This window comes from Borreliella afzelii, from assembly GCF_014202295.1.
GTDB lineage: Bacteria > Spirochaetota > Spirochaetia > Borreliales > Borreliaceae > Borreliella > Borreliella afzelii.
The window spans coordinates 293,726-312,457 of record NZ_JACHGM010000001.1; the positions used below are offsets into that span (position 1 = coordinate 293,726).

The window sequence follows — 18,732 nt, forward strand, 5'->3', positions numbered from 1 at the left end:
AAATAAGCTGCCAATATAAAGAATAATATGTTACTATCTCTTTTATCTATGAACATCAACTATAACAGTATAACTAGCATAAAACAAACATTAAAAGAAAAAAAAATAGCTCCAAGAAAACTTTGGGGACAAAATTATCTAATTAACGAAAACATAAGGCAAAAAATAATAGAAAGCTTGGATATAAAAGAAAATGAAAAAATCTGGGAAATTGGTCCAGGCCTTGGAGCAATGACTGATATTTTATTAAAAAAAACCAATCTTTTAACCGCATTTGAAATCGATTTAAAATATTCAGAAATATTAAATGAAAAATTTGGAAAATTAAAAAACTTTAAATTGATAAAAGGGGATTTTTTAAAAAAATACCCAAACGAAAATAAAAACATTGATAAAATATTTTCAAATTTACCATACAATATTGCATCAAAAGTAATATCTAAATTAATTGAAGAAAATTTTTTAAAAGAAATGGTATTCACAGTACAAAAAGAATTGGCCGACAGAATAACTGCAAAAATAAATAGCAAAAACTATTCTTCATTTACAGTCTTAGTACAATCACACTTCACCGTAATTAAAATAATAGATATAGGAGAAAACAATTTTTATCCTGCACCTAAAGTTAAGTCTACAACACTAAAATTAATTCCTAAAAAACACAACATAAAAGACTTTAAAGAATTCAACAAATTAATTAGAACTGTATTCTCAAGCAGAAGAAAGAAACTAAAAAACACTATTATTAATTTCATCACAAATAAAGCTATTCTAAGAGAAAATTTTTTAAAAGAATATTTAGACAAAAGACCTGAGAACATTTCTGTTGAAGAATTTATACAAATTTCCAACACTTTAACTGCTTATCATTAAAGCACTTGCAAATACAATCTCATCAACAGAACAACCCCTTGAAAGATCACTAATGGGCTTAGAAAAGCCTTGTAAAAAAGGACCGTAGGCTTTAGCAAAAGCAAATCTCTCTACTAATTTATATCCAATATTCCCAGCATCTAAATTAGGAAATATTAAAACATTAGCAGAACCTGCTACCAAAGATTCTCTGCATTTTTTCTCTGCAACATTTTTAATTATAGCTGAATCAAGTTGAAGCTCCCCATCAATAAGTAAATCGGCCTTTTTATTCTTCACAATATTTAAAGCATTCTTTATTTTTTCAGTTTCTCTAGCATTAGAAGATCCTTTTGTTGAAAAACTTAAAAGAGCAACCTTGGGCTTTGCATTTAAAATATCTTGAAAAGATTTGGCACTTTGTAATGCAATTTCTGCAAGCTCTAAATAATTAGGATTGACTACTACAGAACAATCTGCAAAAAATAAAATTCCATTATGTCCAAAACAAAAATCAACATTGCGAGCAACATTCAAAGTATCCATAATCATAAAAGATGATATAATCTTAACACCATCCAACTTGGGAATTATTCTCAAAGCATTAGACAAAACCTTAGCGGAAGTCGAAATAGCACCACAAACACAAGACTTAACATAGCCAAATCTTACCATAAGCATAGCAAAAGTAATTTCATCTAAAACTTGAGTCTTTAAACTTTGCTTAGTAGCTCCTTTTGACTTTAACAAACTCCAATATTCATCCAAATACATTCCAATGTCTGGAAAAGAACTAGGATCAACAATTTCTATTCTTTCTAAAATATTATTACAACTAGAAAATTCTTTTAAAGAATTAATAACAGGATCTTTTTTACCTATCAAAATAATTGAATTCGCAAGATTTTTTTGCAAAACAACAACAGCTGCTTTTAAAACCCTAGAATCACTACTTTCAGGAAAAACTATACTGGCCTTAAGCTTATTCTCTTTTGAAAATATTCTTGCCTTCTTAAAAACATAATCTTTTAAACAAAACACTTTATAAAAATGTTACAACATAAATGTATAAATGCATAAAAAAACTTTTTTATGCATTTATACATTATATAATTAAATATTTCTTAAAGAATCCTTAAAATTTCTTGTACAACTTTAGCTGAATTAAAAGCAGCTAATTTAAGAAATTTACTATATTCAAGTTCATTTCCTTCTTTATTTACAATATCAGATATGGACCTAATAACTATAAAAGGTACATTAAACATATGAGAAACATGCCCTACTGCTGCACCTTCCATCTCAACAGCTATTACATCTTTAAAGTTTCCTATAATTTTGTTAATATAAGCTGGATCAATAAACTGATCTCCTGACAGTATTAATCCCGAATATGAATTAGAACTTACAACCTTGGATTTAACAGCCTTTGTAGCTTTATCAACCAAATTCTTATTGGCACTAAATTTTTGCGGCAATCCCATAAGCTGTCCTACTTTGTGTCCAAATTTAGTCAAATCAACATCATGATATGCAACCTCTGAAGACACTACCACATCTCCCACTTTAATATCTTTGTATTTATCACTAACAACACCACCAGCAACTCCAGAATTAATTACATGACTTATGTTGTATTTTGACAAAATATAGCTGGTCCACACACCCGCATTAACCTTTCCAACCCCACAAACAATAGTAATAACATTGCGATTAGACAACTTACCCTTTAAAATCTTTTTATTAAGACCATACTCCTTAAGCACTATTTCTTCTTTATTAGACATAAGCTTATTTATCTGCTCAACCTCAGAGTCCATAGCAGTTATTATTAAAACATTGCTGTTTTTAGAAAAAACAACATAACTGTTTGAAAAAACTAACAAAAAAAGCAAAAGTTTAATTAAAAAATTGTTCACAAATATACACCCCTTACAATAAAAAATAGTTATATTAGTATTTTACAAAAATTCTTTCAAAACTGCGCCACCTTCAAAAGAATTTTTGTAACAGTATTGAAAAAAATTATCCTATCCGTATTACAATATTAATATCTTAAACAAAAAGGGGAAACAGAATGAAAAAAATGAATCTGATTACAGCTGCTCTACCCTATGTTAACAATATTCCTCATCTTGGAAATTTAGTGCAGGTATTATCAGCTGATGCTTTTGCAAGATATTCAAAAATGTCGGGAATTGAAACTCTTTATATCTGCGGAACAGATGAATATGGAACGGCCACAGAAACCAAAGCCTTAATCGAGAAGACTACCCCTTTAGAGCTTTGCAATAAATATTATGAAATACATAAATCAATTTACAAATGGTTCAATATTGAATTTGATATCTTCGGTCGAACAACTAATAAACACCATCAAGAAACTGTACAAAATTTTTTCCTAAAATTAGAAAAAAATGGTTATATAAAAGAGCGAGAAACTGAACAATTTTTTTGCAACAAAGATTTAATATTTTTAGCTGATAGATATGTAATAGGAGAATGCCCAGAGTGCCAAAGCATGGCCAAAGGAGATCAGTGCGACAACTGTTCTAAGCTTTTAAATCCAACAGACCTAATAAATCCAAAATGCATAATTTGTAAAAACAAACCTATTTTAAAAAAAACCAATCATCTTTATATTGATCTTCCCAAAATAAAAACAAAACTTGAAAAATGGATAAAAAATCCGACTACTAGTAAGAATTGGAATACCAATGCCCTCAAAATGACAAATGCTTTTTTAAGAGATGGTCTTAAAGAAAGAGCAATTACAAGAGACCTAAAATGGGGAATTCCTGTACCTAAAAAAGGTTATGAAAATAAAGTATTTTATGTCTGGTTTGATGCCCCAATAGGATATATTTCAATTACCAAAAACATTGTCAAAAATTGGGAATCTTGGTGGAAAAACAATAAGCAAGTAAACCTTGTGCAATTTATTGGAAAAGACAACATATTGTTTCATACGATTATGTTCCCTTGCATAAAAATTGGAAGTAAAGAAAATTGGACAACATTAAACCAGCTCTCATCAAGCGAGTACTTAAATTACGAAAATCTTAAATTTTCAAAATCAGAAGGAACAGGAATTTTTGGAAACGATGTTATTACTACAGGAATTCCTTCTGATGTTTGGCGATTCTATATTTATTACAACAGGCCTGAAAAATCTGATTTTCAATTTATTTGGCAAGATCTTATGGAAAGAGTAAATACAGAGCTTATTGATAATTTTTCAAACCTTGTTAACAGAGTATTAACATTTCAAAAAAAATTCTTTGGAGATGTAATAGAAACAATAGAAATTCAACATAAATTTTGGGAACAAATAACACCAAAATATAATAAAATACTAAATCTTTTTAAAAATACAGAACTAAAATCCGCACTTAAAGAAATACTTAAAATTTCATCCTTCGGCAACAAAATATTTCAAGACAACGAACCGTGGAAAAGAAAAGAAAGCTCTCCACAAGAAATAAAAGAGCTAATCTTAAACTTAATATACCTAATCAGAGACTTATCTATTTTAATGATGCCATTCATTCCCGAAACAAGTAAAAAGATACAACAATTCTTTGGCAATAGTTATCAATTTTCTACCAAAATTCTTGGAACTAAATCGGGAATTAAAAAAATTGAATTTGTAGAAATATTATTCAATAAACTAGAACAAAAAAAAATCAACGATTTAAGGCTAAAATATTCAGGAGAGAAAAACATGAAAGAAAAAGAACAACCAGAAAACTTATTTAGAGAAAAAGTGCTCTTAAGAGTTGTGAAAATAAATAAAATAGAAAGAAATCCCGAAGCTAAAAACTTATTCATATTAAAATTAGATGACGGAACTAATAAGGACAAGCAAATAGTAAGCAGCCTTGAAGGATATTATACAGAAGAAGAGCTTTTAGGAAAACATATAATAATAGTAGATAATTTAAAGCCTGCAAAGTTTAGAGGAATAAAATCTGAAGGTATGCTAATAGCTGCTGAGGACAAAAATAAAAATTTTAAAATTATAATTGTAGAAGATTCAATTAAAAATCCTATTGCTGGAGAGAGAATAATACTTGAAAACGATCAAAATAAAGATCTTACCTGCCCACCTAAAATTGACATAAATAAATTTTCAAAAGCTAATATAATAACAGAAAACGGAGAGCTTAAAATAAACGGAATAAATTTAATATTAGAACATTCTAAGAATAAAATATTGTCTAAAGATATCCCAAACGGAATAGTTTGCTAAGAGTTATTAATGATTATTAAAAAAATAGAAACAAAAGAAATAGAAGAAAATTATCTTCAAAGCGAACTGTGGGCATTAATAAAAACAACAAAAAACAGCAATTGGAAAGCCTTGGCATTTAAAAGTGATGTTCTTGGTAAAATTGTTGTAATGCAAAGAAGACTGTTTAAAAATTTTTACTTAGCATACATTCCCCATCCAGAATTCTCAAACAAAACTCTTAAGAACATTAATATTGACAAAATCAGCAAAAATATTAAAGAATTTAGCATAAAAATAAAACCCTACTTACATAAAAATACAATTTTTTTAAGATTTGATTTAATGTATTACTATCAAAGAACACTAAATGACACATACTCTCCACTAAAAATTAAAATTAAATATCTAAAAAAATCATTTGATGACATACAACCTTCAAACACAACAATATTAAACTTAAATAATTCTCTTGAGAATATTTTGCTTAATATGAAAAAAAAAACAAGATACAACATAAAGCTCAGCACAAAAAAAAATCTGAATATAATAATAGATGATAAATTTGAACATTTAAATGCATTTTACAAACTCTACAAAGAAACTAGCAAAAGAGATAAATTTGCTATCCACTCAGAAGAATATATACAAAACCTCATTAAAATATTCAAACAAGACAAAAATGCTCAAATAAAATTGATAATTGCATTTTACAATAACATAATTATCTCTGGAATAATAATAGGAATTTACAAAGAAAAAGCAGTCTATCTTTATGGGGCTTCTAGCAAAGACTATAGAAATTTAATGCCCAATTACGCAGTGCAATTTAAAGCAATACAAATTTTAAAAAACTTAGAAATAAAAGAATATGATTTATTAGGAATCCCCCCAATTGCAAATAAAAACCATCCCTTATCTGGTCTTTTTGGCTTTAAAACAGGATTTGGAGGAAACATTATTCACAGAATTGGCTGTTATGATTTTATTTACAAAAATTTTATTTATAAGATTTATACAAATCTTGAAAAACTTAGATACTTTTATTACAAAGTAATAAGGAAAAAAATTTAACCAAGCATATCAACTAATTTTTTGAATTGCAAACCCCTATCAAACTCATTATTAAAAAGCTCAAAAGAAGCACTAGCAGGGGAAAATAAAACAATGTCACCTGAACTTGAAATTTCAAGAGCATAATTTACGGCACCTCTTAAAGAATCAAATACAAAATATTGTATGCTACTTTTTTCTAAAACATTAATAATTTTTACAGTTGCACTACCTTTTATCAAGATCCAAGCTTTTACAAGATTTATAATCTTACTAAAACTTGAAAAATCAAGATTTTTATCAGTTCCCCCAACAATTAAGTTAATACAATTATCATTTGTTTTCAAACTTTTAACAGATAAAACCGTCGAATCAGGAATAGTTGAAGCTGTATCATTATAAAACATTACATTTCGAACCAATTTAACAAACTCTAATCTATGCTCAATGCCTTTAAAATTCTTTAAAATCTGAAACACATGATTAAGGTCTATATTTAAATAATACGCAACAAAAAAAGCAATAAGCTTGGGGATCATAAAAACAACTTGTGACTCAAAAAAACTTCCAATCAAGTTGTCATTAAAATATACTTCACCTTTATTAGAATAAAAAATATCTTGATCAAGATTACAAGGATTAAATTCGGAAAATAAAATAACTTTGGCTTTTGATTCAAATTTTGAAAAATATTTGTAATAAGCCTTATCCTGAATAATCACAATTCCTGAGGTTTGATTTACAAAAATTTTTGACTTATCTATAATATAATCATCAAAATTTGAATAATAATTTTGGTGATCATTGTAAACATTTGTAATAATGCTAAGAATAGGATTAAAATTCTCTAAAGATTGTAACTGCCAAGAAGAAAGCTCTAAAATCAAAGGAGATTTTCCATCAAGTTGATCAAAAAAACTTAAAGGAGATACACCAATATTTCCTCCAAGCTTTACCCTTGGATATTTTTTTTTCAAAGCCTGATACAAAAGCGAAACAAGAGTTGATTTACCTTTAGTGCCTGTTACTGCAATTATAGGGTTCTTATTAAATATTAAAAATAAACTAATATCTGTTTCAACTCGTTTTGCAAGCTTTAAATATTTATTATTGGGCCTCACACTGGGATTTTTCACAACAATATCAGCTTTTTTAAAATCGTTTACATCATGTTTACCTAAAACATACCTAATTTGATCATCAAAATCCCTTAAAGAATCAATACTTAAAGCTAATTCTGCCTCACTTTTAAGATCAGTAATTACTAACTTTGCTCCATGCTTTAATAAAAATCTAGAAAGAGCTACTCCTCCTCCATTAAGACCTAAACCCATGACTAAAAAATTTAAATTTTTAATTTCGTCCAAACGCACAATAAGATTATATCAAACCTACCAACTTGTTTTAACAGATTTAATCCACCTTTCACTATAAAAATAAGGAAGTGAAATGGCAAGTTTGATTGCATCCTCAAGAGCTGGAATAAAAACAATAATTTCAAAAGGCAAATTTGTATAATTTGCTAAAACAAAAGCAATAGGAATAGTATAAATAAACGTTACAGAACCTTCCATAATAGCCCCAAAACTTGGAGATGCTCCTGCACGAAAAAATCCAAAAAGATATTGAAAAGCAAGGGCCATAAAAAAGGCAGAAACAGAAGAATACCTTAAAATAATTCCTGTAAGGTGCGAATATTTTAATGTATAAAAAATATAAGGAGCAAAAAATGAAAACACAAACAATGCAAAAGATGTTAAAAAAGCAAGCTTAAAGCCAATTTTACCTAAATAGATTGCAACTTTCATGACTTCTTTTTTACTATTATGCATTTCATAGCCCATCATAATATTCAAAGAAATACAAAAGGAATTAATTATATTAAAGATAATAAAATAAACAGAAAAAGATATGCTGTAAGCAGCATATCTATGAGTATCAATTCCTATAAAAATTGACGTCAATACGAGATAGCCAAAAAACCAAATAAAATCATTCAAAAGGATTGGAATAAAAAATTTAATTAACTGAACAAACGACTTAACATTAATATTTAAATCATTAAGCTTAAGGTATAAAATTGAATTCTTGTTAAACACTGTATAAATAAGATAAATAATAAGCTCTAAGATACGAATAACTGTTGTTGCAATAGCAGCTCCAACCACCCCCATATGAAAAACAAAAATAAAAATATAATTTAATATTAGATTTAAAAGCACTGAAAAAATAGAAATGTAAACTTGAAATTTAACAATTTCAACAACTTTAAGAGCATTAGCAACAAGTCCTTTTATGATTGCAAATACAAAAGAAAAAATAGCTATGTTTAAATAAATCGCCCCATAATAAACTGCCTGTACATCATTAGAAATCAATCTAAGTAAAAAAAAAGGATTCACTCTGGAAATCAATATGAACGGGAAAGAAAATAAAATAATAGTTAATATACTAATAAAAAATGTATTTCTAAAACTTTTAAAATCACCTTGATTGTATTGCCTTGTAGCAATTATATTGTAAGCTCCTGCCATAGCAAACCCAATAGTAACAAACAATTCAAAAAATTTATTTGCAAGAGAAACTCCTGCAACAGGATAGTCACCAAGATATGCAACCATAGCATTATCTGTAAGAGAAATAAAATTAAATAAAAAAAACTCAATAGCGGTGGGAATTGCAATTCTTAAAAGATCTTTATAAATTCTATCTTTTTTTGATGCACTTAATGAATACATAAATTTCTCCAAATAAAAAATCAAGATTTTTGCAAAAATAAACAACAAAGTACTAAAATAAAAAAAAGAAGTTGCTTTTAAATCAGCATAAATTTTAGAATCACTAAGACCACTAAATTTTTATTAAGATTAAATATATCATACTCCCTTACACTCAAGCAAGCTCTTCATAATCAATCTCTCGTATCCAATCATCGTGAAAAAATTCAATTATGATAAATATATTTTTAATGAACTCTTCCCCATTTACAATAAAAACCACTATTGGCAAACTTAAATTTGTATAAAACACTAATAAATAAGCAATTGGAAGCGTATAAAAAACAATTACCCCTGATTCAATAAAAAAACAAACATTTGGTATGCCACTGGCCCTAAAAACTCCAACAAGAACTTGCGTCGTAAAAGCTTTAAAAACTACACTACTTGCAAAAACATAAATAAACACACTAACAAGTTTGGGAGAATTTAAATTACTAAAAATATAAGGTGCAAAGCCCGATATCCCAATAAGCAAAATAACTACAAAAATGCCTAAAAGAAATCCTAAAAAAGATAAAAAAAATCCAACCGACCTAACATGTTCCTTATCGTAAATCATTAAATGCCCAATAACAACGCCTGTTGCAAGTCCCATACCATGAAGCAATACAAAACAAATGTCAAAAAGATTTGATGCAACAGCAAATGAAGCGTATTCAATACTACCAACACGAGCATAAAATGCATGTAAAATAGTTATACTCAAGACCCAAAAAATTTCATGAGATAAAACAGGTATAATCAGTTTTAAATTGGCTCTAGCAACTATCTTTGAAGCAAAAAAATCGCTAAACTTAATCCGATAATATGAATTATTACTTACCAAACTATATGAAAAATAAAAAACAAACTCAATAATTCTAGCAAGCATAGTAGCATATGCGGCACCTTTTATTCCCATGCCAAATCCAAAAATAAAAATATAATTAAAAACAATATTTATTAAAACAACAATAGAAGTAACATATAAAGGTATTTTTACTTCTTTAGCGCTCTTAAACCCCATAGCCGATAAAAAAGAATATGCCATTAACACATAAGACCACGAAATAATTTTTAAATACTCTGATCCAAAATCTAAAGAATTCTGATTGGTTGTAAATAGTTTGATAATGTTTTTTGGGAAAAAAAATGAAAATATAAAAAAAATTATTCCTATTATAGTTCCAATTGATAACATGTAAGCAAAAGATTGTCTTATTTGAAGAAACTTCTTTTTTGCAATTGCCTGAGACACGTAAGCGCTTAAAGCTGTACCAAGTCCAAACACAATAATAAAAAAAAGAAAAGTTACTCTATTTGCCAAAGAAACTCCTGTAACATGAAAAGAACCTAAATAGGAGATCATAAAATTATCAAAAAAAGTTACCATTTGAAATAAAAGCGATTCAAAAGCTGTAGGAATAGCTATAATAAATAACTCTTTTATTATTTGATCATAATTTTTAAACTTTTTGATCATATTCCCTATACATACTCCCCTTTATTTATTACTTTTAACTAAATTTAACCTAATCTAGAAGATATATATATATATGTAATTAGAATTAACTATTTATTATACTAAAATATATTATAATTAAATAATATGAAATCAATTAATGTTTTATTATTTCTATTTATTAACCTATCTTTACTAGCCAATAATATTTCAAAAAAAGATTTAAAAATACTACTAAAGATTACCAAAACAATAAATGAACAGTACAAAAATTTTATTGAAAAAAATCCTATTCAGTTCTTAAAAGAAATAAAGCCTTTAGTAGATGCAGAAAAAAACAACCTCTTAACTCTAATAAATAAAAAAATACCAATTCCTGAAAATTATAAAGTACTTGATCTGGTAAATGTTAATGATTTTAAAGATCTTAAGAATATTGGAGCAAAAACTCTTCGGGTAAGACAAATCTTAATCAAAGATTTAATTCAACTAATAAAAGATGCAAAAAAAATTGGTATTGAAATTAAAATCAAATCCGCTTACAGAACACAAGAATACCAAAAATTTTTATTTGATTATAATGTAAAAACTTATGGGAAAAAAGTCGCAGAAACTCAATCAGCAATTCCAGGCCATTCTCAACATCATATGGGAACAGCAATAGATTTTATAAATTTAGATGATAATTTACTAAACACAAAAGAAGGAAAATGGCTTTACGAAAATTCTCTAAAATATGGATTTTCTCTTTCATACCCAAAAGGACACGAAATAGAAACTGGATATAAAGCAGAGCCTTGGCACTACTTATACATAGGACCTAAGCCATGCCTTATTCAGAAAAAATATTTTAATAATTTACAATATAAGCTTCTTGAATTCTGGAATCATAACAAAACAAATCTTATTAATCTAATTGAAAAATACGCAAACTAAATACTCCTTCCAGCATTCAAATAAGAACAAAAAAGATTATCTAGCAGATCAATATCAAGATTATCGTAAGCAGAATTATCATCAAAAAATAAGTCGAGTTCTTCTCGAATCAAGACTATAACATCTCTATCATCAACAAAATTAGCTATTTTTAATTTTAAATATCCTGCTTGCTCAAGCCCAAATAAATTACCAGGCCCTCTTAACCTTAAATCTTCCTCTGCTATTTTAAATCCATCTAAATTTTCTTTTATGGTTTTCAATCGAAATTTTCCAGCACTTGTCAAAGGCTCTTTATAAAGCAAAAAGAAGAAAGATTGTAAATTACTTCTACCAACACGGCCTCTGATTTGGTGTAAAGTAGAAAGTCCAAAACGCTCAGCATGCTCTACCACCATACAAGTTGCATTTGGACAATCAATTCCAACCTCAATAACACTAGTAGCCACCAAAATATCTACTTTTTTAGAATAAAAATTTTTCATAATTTCTTCTTTCAAATCAGATGGCAACTTAGAATGAAGCATGTCAACAACATATTCGCCAAACACTTCTTTTAATTTTAAACACATATTATTAACGTCTTTTAATTCAAATTTTTCCGAAGATGAAATTAATGGATAAACAAAATAAACCTGATGACCCTTTGCAAGTTCTTTTCTTAAAAACTCATAAACTTTATCTTCATTGCCATGCTTTGCTAAATAAGTAGTAATAGGTAAACGCCCCTTAGGTAAGGTCTTAATAAATGAAATTTCAAGATCCCCAAAAAGAGTTAACGCAAAGCTTCTAGGAATAGGTGTTGCAGACATTAAAAGCATATCTACCCCTTCTCCTTTGTTTTTAAGCTCTTCCCTTTGAACAACTCCAAATTTATGCTGCTCGTCAATAATAACATATGCTAATCTTTTAAATTCTGTGCTTTCATAAAAAATAGCATGTGTTCCAACTATTAAACCAGAAGCTCCGCTTTTAATACTTTCTAACGCTTGCTCCTTATCCCTCTTTTTCAAACTACCAGTCAAAAGAGTCACTGAAATGTTAAAAGAGGACAATATGTTGGATAAATTATCATAATGTTGACGAGCCAAAAGATCAGTAGGAGCCATAAATGCTACCTGATATCCAGCTTCAATTAAAGGAATCCCCGAAAGCAAGGCAACAAGGGTTTTTCCACTTCCAACATCACCTTGAAGCAACCTATTCATTGGCTTAGAAGAGTTAAGATCTGAGAATATTTCATCAATAGAAATTCTTTGACCTTCTGTAAGTTCAAAAGGTAGGCTTGAGATAACTCTTTCAAGCAAATCTCTTGATAAATGTTTTTTTTCTCGGAAAAGAACCTTAGAAGATCTATACCTTGAAAAAAACTGGAGCAAGAAAATTTCTCTGTAAATTAAAGTTTTTTTTGCCTTTTCAAGCATTTCTAATGAACTTGGAAAGTGAATCTCTTTTAAAGCCTCGCTTAGCGATAACAAAGAATACTTTTCTATTAAAAATTTAGGAATATCTGTTTGGCCAAACTTAAAAAAATATTCAAGGGCTTCTCTTACATATAATGAAATCTTCTTTGATGTTAATCCTTCTGTCAAAGAATAAACCGGAAGAATTTTTTTAAACCTTTCAGGATTATCACTAAAAACTTCACTATCAAAATTAGAGCAACTCCATAAACCACTATAATCGTTATAAGTAAATTTGGAATAAATATAGAATTTTTTATCTATTTTAAAAACATTTTCTAAAAAAGCCCTATTGAAAAGTAAAATTTCGAAAGGCTCATCATTTACACTTTTAGCCGTTAACTTTAAATTTTTTTTAGAACTATCCCCAAATTTTTTATGCCCGACAACAGTGAACACCGTCATCATATCACAACTTTTCACCTTAGAAAAATCCGGAAAAGTTTGTATATTTTGACGATCCTCATATTTTACAGGAAAAAATTCAATAAGATCTTTAACATTTAAAATTTGCAAATTTTTTAACCTTTCAACCCCTTTCTCACCAAGACCATCTATACCTTTAAGCTCATATTCAAACTCATGTAAAAACATTTTAATCTCCTAAAAAGGCAAATATGTTCCTAAAACTCTAATAGCAAATACAACTTGTTCAATAATAATTATAAGTGCTATTATTAAAGCACTCCCAACAATCAAACGTGCAGTATAAGACATATGTTTGTCAGTAATTACACCACTTATCCTAGTAGATAAAGGAAGTAAAAACGAATCAACTGTTTTTAAAAAATCTGAACCTTGGAACAAATTTAAAAGCAATAATAACAACCTCAATAATAAAAAGAAAACTATAGCAATAAAAATACTTCTAAATATCCCCCAAACTTCAACAATAAATAAAATAATAAATGTAGAAAGCTTATAATTTCCATAAGCCAACATTCTTTCAAAAATAGTTAGAGTTATTAAAGCTGCAATTGGAGAAAAATCAAACATGCCCAATGTAAAAAAAGGAATTCTTCTGAAAAAAGATAAAAATGGCTCTGTGACAACATGTATAAATCGGAAAAACACATTAGTATTAATTCCTGAAGACACAAGCCAGCTAAGAATGATCCTAATTAAAATTAAAATCCTATAAATCTGCAAAAATACTATTAAAGTTTCTATTAAAACAACTAACACAGCACCTCCTAATCAACCCAAACATCTTCAACTATCACACACCTTCTTAACTTATCAAGCTTGTCTTCATCTGGCCCAAAATTTAAAATTGAATTCATTTTTAATTTTAAATCCTTACCATTTTCCCTTAAATAAAAATAAACATTTGAAAATCCAGAATTGTCCTCAAAATTACTTATACTTTCCTTTAAAGAATTAAGTAATTGCAAATCATTTAATTTATTACTTAAAAATTTAATATGAATATTATTTACTTTATCTTCTGAGAGTCTCTCAATATTTACAACTTTTTCAACTACAATTGAAAATTTGTCTCTATTAAACGTAAGTCTACCTATAACCCCAATAACATTACCTTCAAGTAAAAAATTCTTATATCTTTCATAGCTTTCTGTAAAAACTACAATATCTATTGCGCCTTTAAAATCTTCAATAACACCAAAAGCCATTCTTGAATTATTTCTTTTAGTTTGAATAATTTTTACTGAATTTAAAATGCCAGAAAATTGAACAATGCTATCTTTTTTAGCAGCAAGATCTTTTAAAACATTTAAACTGGAAAAATTATTAATCGCCTTCTTATAAGGATCAAGGGGATGCCCTGATACATAAAATCCTAAAAGCTCTTTTTCAAATCCTAAAAGCTCAGAATAAGAATATTCTTTCAAAACCTGATAATTAAAACTTTGCGGAATTGACTCTTGACTTTTAAGAACATCAAACAAACTATTTTGACCAAGCCTTTTATTATTTTTATCTTCTGAAACAACTTCAATCAAACGATCAAGATTTTCAAATAAAGTTTTTCTATTTTGATTCAAACTATCAAAAAGTCCAGATTTTATTGCAGATTCTAAAAATTTCTTATTAATTACTTTATCATCTACACGTCTGATAAAATCCTCAAAAGAACTATATTTGCCGTTTTTCTCTCTCTCATCAATTATTAAATCAACAACGATTCCTCCAAGATTTTTAATCCCATTAAGCCCATAAGAAATTCCAGAGTCAGTTACACGAAATTCTCTAAATGATCGATTTATATCAGGCTTAAGAACGTTTATACCCATAGCTTTTGACTCTTCAATGTAATAAGACAGCTTATCGTTATTATTAATTTCATTTGTCAAGTTAGCAGCCATAAAATACTCAGGGTAATTAGCCTTAAGATAAGCAGTTTGATACGCTATTAAAGAATACGCTGCCGCATGTGATTTATTAAATCCATACCCAGAAAAAGGCTTTAAAAGTTCAAAAATTTCACTAGCAATTTCTTTGTCATACCCTTTCTCAATAGCGCCTCTTAAAAAGTCAACCTTCATTTCATTCATCTCATCTTCTTTCTTTTTACCCATAGCACGTCTTAAAATATCAGCCTTACCAAGAGAAAAACCCCCAATTATTTTTGCAACTTCCATTACTTGTTCTTGATAAACAATAACTCCATAAGTTGGTCTTAAAACCTCCTTTAAATCTGGGTGGGGATACTTAATCCTCTTAACACCTTTTTTGGCAGCAATAAATTGAGGAATAAATTGCATAGGGCCTGGCCTATAAAGAGCATTTAAGGCTATCAAATCTTCAATATTATCGGGCTTTGCGTCTTTTAGAATTTGCTGCATTCCCTCAGATTCAAACTGAAAAACAGATGCGCTTCTCCCTTCTCCTAACATCTTAAAAGTCTTAACATCATTATCTGGAATATTTTTTATTTTAAAATCTGGATTTACACTTCTAATAAGATTTTCTGCATTTTTTATTAAAGTTAATGTTTTCAAGCCAAGAAAATCCATCTTAACAAGCCCACATTCTTCAAGTAAATCCATTGTATATTGAGTAGAAATAGAACCTTGCTTATAATCCTTATAAAGAGGTACATAATCGGTTAAAGGGGTTTTAGAAATTACAATTCCTGCAGCATGAGTTGAAGCATGTCTATTCATTCCTTCAAGAACTAATGCAGCATTCATTAATTCTTTATAAACAGGTTTGCTAGTAAAATACTCTTTTAAGGAATTGTCGTCTAAAACCTCTTTTAAAGAAACTTTAGGACCATCAGGAATAAACTTAGTAAGTTCATTCGATTCAGCAAATGGAATGTCTAAAACTCTAGCTACGTCTTTAACCACAGCCTTAGCCTTTAAGGTTCCAAAAGTAATTATTTGAGCTACCTTATCTTCTCCATATTTATTGGTAACATATTTTATAATCTCATCTCTGCCTTCAAAACAAAAATCAATATCAAAATCTGGCATAGAAATGCGCTCGGGATTTAAAAATCTCTCAAAAAGCAAATTATACTTTAAAGGATCAATATCGGTAATCCTAAGAGCATAGGCTACAATTGAACCCGCACCAGAGCCACGCCCAGCTCCAACAGGAATATCATGATCATGAGCAAATTTAATAAAATCCCAAACAATCAAAAAATAGCCTTCAAAACCCATCCTAATTATCACGCTCAATTCATAAAAGGCTCTATCTTTTATTTTGCTTGTCAAAGTTTTATATCTAAATTTTAACCCCTCAAGAGTGAGATATTCTAAATATTCACCAAGAGTATTAAATTCAATGGGAATTTGATAATCAGGTAAAATAGGGCCTGGAAAAGTTATTTTAAAATCATCACACTTTTCTGCAATCCTTACAGTATTTTCTAAAGCTTCGGGCAAATCATTAAAAAGTTCACACATCTCCTCTTGAGATTTAATATAAAATTCATTTGTCTCCATTTTCAGTCTATTCTCATCGCTTTTTTTAGCACCAGTCCCAATACAAACAATGATATCTTGAGCAGATGCATCTTCTCTATTAACATAATGAGAATCATTAGCTACTGTTAAAGGAACTCCAAGCTCCTTAGAATATTCAACTAACCGTTCATTTACAATGTCTTGATCTTTAATGCCATGCCTTTGAAGCTCAAGATAAAAATCATTGCCAAAAACTTTTTTAAACCAAAGAATTTCGTTCTTAGCATCTTCAAATCTATTGGCCAAAATAAGTCTTGGGATGAGTCCCCCAATGCAAGCTGAAGTACAAATTAAACCTTCTGAATATTTTTCAAGATCCTCTTTATCTATCCTTGGACGATAATAAAACCCTTCAAGATAAGAAATACTTGTTAACTTTAATAAGTTTTTATAACCCAGCTCATTCTTGGCAAGCAAAATTAAATGGTAAGACATTTTTCCAAGATCATCATGTTTTTTTAAAAACTTAGAAGTTTTTGCCATATAAGCTTCAATGCCAATTATTGGCTTAATCCCCGCTTTTTTAGCTTCTTTATAGAATTTAATAGCTCCAAAAAGATTACCATGATCTGTTAATGCAATATGTGACATATTGCATTTTTTTGCTTTTGATATAATATCTGATATTTTTGCAGCTCCATCCAAAAGAGAATAATCTGAATGAACATGAAGATGAATAAACTTAGCCCTAAAACTCATACCTAAAATTATTTTATCAAAATAAAACTTGATTTTTAACAAACCCTAGTCAAATAAATAAAAATTAAAAAAGCCATAATAATTTTAAATCTCTAATTTAAATTATTGCAACAACTCTTATCAAAATGATTAAGAGAAAATACTAATTCCTTGATTATCCAATTCAATTACCATTTTTTTAATGTGCTCAAGTTTTCTGACAATTTCTTCGGATAAACTCTCAGCTTGAGACAAAAAATCTTTAGCTTGCCTTAAGCCACTATCATTACGATTTTCTACCCTAAATATAATTAAAATTTCAGCTGCAAACTTATTAATATTTAAATAAGGAATATATACTTCTTCCCACAACTGCTTAATAGCATCATTCTTGGGAGACAATCCTTTATAAAACAATCCAAATCCATGCTTGGAAGCATCTGTTTGAATGAATAATGCCCTTTGTCCTTCAACAATTAATCTCAAACTATTAATCCAAGAAAATTGTTCTGAAAGAATAAATTCTAGCTCTTTTAAAAATTCATCATTAGAAAGTACAAAAGTATCAGAACCAATCAAAGAATCACAATTCTTTGAATAATAAGCCATATTAGCATCTATGCTCTCAAGACTTTCAAATAAAGAAGAAAATTCCTCCTGACTTTTTGAAAAGCGCTTAAATATACTCTCAAGATAATTAAGTTGTTCAAGAATCTCAGCAAAGAACTTATCAATATCAATCTGCAAATCCATAAGGTTATGAGAAATTAAATCTTTAGAAACCTCCTCAATTTCCTTTACAGAAATCATATTCATAACACCTTTTGCCTGATCAGAAAGTCGCTTAATCTCATCTGCAACAACAGAAAATCCTTTACCATATTCTTTAGCTCTTGCAGCCTCAAGCTTTGCATTAAGAGAAATCATATTGGTAGCGCCTAAAAAACTACTTATTGTCTCCAAGCTTCCCTGAATTCCAACAATAACAGAAGATATTTGATTTAGCTTTTCCTTGCTATTTTTACTAATATCACTAAAAATAACGCTTATCTGATCACGAGCATTATTTGTAATCTTAACAAGAACGGAAAATATATGGTCAAAATCTTCTACCCCAGAAAACAAAATTCTTTGTAATGACTCAAATCCTATTTTTAAAGCAGCAATAGAAGCTTTGGTATGATAAAATCCCTTTAACATTTCCTTAACAGGAGCTTTATATTCATACGTACTCAAATCCTTTTTGTCATTGCCTACAGTATTTAAAAGGCTTGAATCAAAAACTTTTTCTTTCTTTTTTTTAAAAAACGAAAATTTTTTCATAAAGGGATTCTACCATATTTTTTTTTTTTTGAATAGA

The 18,732-nt window shown here is 28.5% G+C and carries 13 protein-coding genes; 4 read left to right on the forward strand and 9 right to left on the reverse strand.

From position 1 onward, the window contains the following. The first annotated feature begins 27 nt into the window (after nt 1-27). On the forward strand, nt 28-873 hold the full coding sequence (gene rsmA, locus HNP63_RS01320) for a 16S rRNA (adenine(1518)-N(6)/adenine(1519)-N(6))-dimethyltransferase RsmA (RefSeq protein ID WP_183227031.1): 846 nt from the start codon (nt 28-30) through the stop codon (nt 871-873). Here rsmA and pta read toward each other — a convergent pair. After that, nucleotides 856-1,893, reverse strand: a complete 1,038-nt coding sequence (gene pta / locus HNP63_RS01325; protein ID WP_011601106.1) for a phosphate acetyltransferase — start codon at nt 1,891-1,893, stop codon at nt 856-858. The two genes, rsmA and pta, sit on opposite strands and share 18 nt — an antisense overlap. An 83-nt stretch (nt 1,894-1,976) precedes the next feature. Continuing rightward, on the reverse strand, nt 1,977-2,771 hold the full coding sequence (locus HNP63_RS01330) for a 5'-methylthioadenosine/adenosylhomocysteine nucleosidase (RefSeq protein WP_044052243.1): 795 nt from the start codon (nt 2,769-2,771) through the stop codon (nt 1,977-1,979). A gap of 158 nt (nt 2,772-2,929) precedes the next feature. Here HNP63_RS01330 and metG point away from each other — a divergent pair, with 158 nt between their 5' ends. After that, complete coding sequence (gene metG / locus HNP63_RS01335) at nt 2,930-5,104, forward strand: methionine--tRNA ligase (protein WP_004789630.1); 2,175 nt, start codon at nt 2,930-2,932, stop codon at nt 5,102-5,104. Between the two features lie 9 nt (nt 5,105-5,113). Beyond that, entirely contained in the window at nt 5,114-6,157 is a 1,044-nt protein-coding gene (locus tag HNP63_RS01340; RefSeq protein WP_011601105.1) for a lipid II:glycine glycyltransferase FemX, read from the forward strand. Here HNP63_RS01340 and murD read toward each other — a convergent pair. From murD to HNP63_RS01355, 3 genes are all read right to left on the reverse strand, one after another. Continuing rightward, nucleotides 6,154-7,509 carry a UDP-N-acetylmuramoyl-L-alanine--D-glutamate ligase gene (gene murD, locus HNP63_RS01345; RefSeq protein ID WP_048830642.1) on the reverse strand — a complete coding sequence of 452 codons (1,356 nt, stop codon included), beginning with the start codon at nt 7,507-7,509 and terminating at the stop codon, nt 6,154-6,156. The genes HNP63_RS01340 and murD overlap by 4 nt on opposite strands. Nucleotides 7,510-7,527: 18 nt before the next feature. Further along, entirely contained in the window at nt 7,528-8,874 is a 1,347-nt protein-coding gene (locus HNP63_RS01350) for an MATE family efflux transporter (RefSeq protein WP_011601103.1), read from the reverse strand. A gap of 154 nt (nt 8,875-9,028) precedes the next feature. Further along, nucleotides 9,029-10,378 (reverse strand): MATE family efflux transporter, encoded by a 1,350-nt coding sequence (locus HNP63_RS01355; protein WP_004789767.1) that lies wholly within the window; start codon nt 10,376-10,378, stop codon nt 9,029-9,031. A 126-nt stretch (nt 10,379-10,504) separates the two neighbouring features. Between HNP63_RS01355 and HNP63_RS01360 the strand changes: the two genes are divergently transcribed. Beyond that, nucleotides 10,505-11,293 carry a M15 family metallopeptidase gene (locus tag HNP63_RS01360; protein ID WP_183227034.1) on the forward strand — a complete coding sequence of 263 codons (789 nt, stop codon included), beginning with the start codon at nt 10,505-10,507 and terminating at the stop codon, nt 11,291-11,293. Here the strand turns inward: HNP63_RS01360 and recG are convergent. The 4 genes from recG to HNP63_RS01380 form a co-directional block, all read right to left on the reverse strand. Then, a complete protein-coding gene (gene recG, locus HNP63_RS01365) occupies nt 11,290-13,350 on the reverse strand; it encodes an ATP-dependent DNA helicase RecG (protein WP_015055657.1) in 2,061 nt (686 codons plus the stop codon). The two genes, HNP63_RS01360 and recG, sit on opposite strands and share 4 nt — an antisense overlap. Before the next feature lie 9 nt (nt 13,351-13,359). Further along, nucleotides 13,360-13,941, reverse strand: a complete 582-nt coding sequence (locus HNP63_RS01370) for a YggT family protein (protein ID WP_183227035.1) — start codon at nt 13,939-13,941, stop codon at nt 13,360-13,362. Between the two features lie 8 nt (nt 13,942-13,949). Next, a complete protein-coding gene (gene dnaE, locus HNP63_RS01375) occupies nt 13,950-17,435 on the reverse strand; it encodes a DNA polymerase III subunit alpha (protein WP_183227037.1) in 3,486 nt (1,161 codons plus the stop codon). 87 nt (nt 17,436-17,522) lie between these two features. Further along, nucleotides 17,523-18,695, reverse strand: coding sequence for a methyl-accepting chemotaxis protein (locus tag HNP63_RS01380; RefSeq protein ID WP_004789509.1), 1,173 nt, complete (start codon nt 18,693-18,695; stop codon nt 17,523-17,525). Nucleotides 18,696-18,732: the final 37 nt, after the last annotated feature.

What these genes read in the sequence shown, in the direction of transcription:
- rsmA (WP_183227031.1), top strand. Translation starts at nt 28, where the DNA reads ATGTTACTATCTCTTTTATCTATGAACATCAACTATAACAGTATAACT.
- metG (WP_004789630.1), top strand. Translation starts at nt 2,930, where the DNA reads ATGAAAAAAATGAATCTGATTACAGCTGCTCTACCCTATGTTAACAAT.
- HNP63_RS01340 (WP_011601105.1), top strand. Translation starts at nt 5,114, where the DNA reads ATGATTATTAAAAAAATAGAAACAAAAGAAATAGAAGAAAATTATCTT.
- HNP63_RS01350 (WP_011601103.1), bottom strand. Translation starts at nt 8,874, where the DNA reads ATGTATTCATTAAGTGCATCAAAAAAAGATAGAATTTATAAAGATCTT.
- HNP63_RS01355 (WP_004789767.1), bottom strand. Translation starts at nt 10,378, where the DNA reads ATGATCAAAAAGTTTAAAAATTATGATCAAATAATAAAAGAGTTATTT.
- HNP63_RS01360 (WP_183227034.1), top strand. Translation starts at nt 10,505, where the DNA reads ATGAAATCAATTAATGTTTTATTATTTCTATTTATTAACCTATCTTTA.
- recG (WP_015055657.1), bottom strand. Translation starts at nt 13,350, where the DNA reads ATGTTTTTACATGAGTTTGAATATGAGCTTAAAGGTATAGATGGTCTT.
- HNP63_RS01380 (WP_004789509.1), bottom strand. Translation starts at nt 18,695, where the DNA reads ATGAAAAAATTTTCGTTTTTTAAAAAAAAGAAAGAAAAAGTTTTTGAT.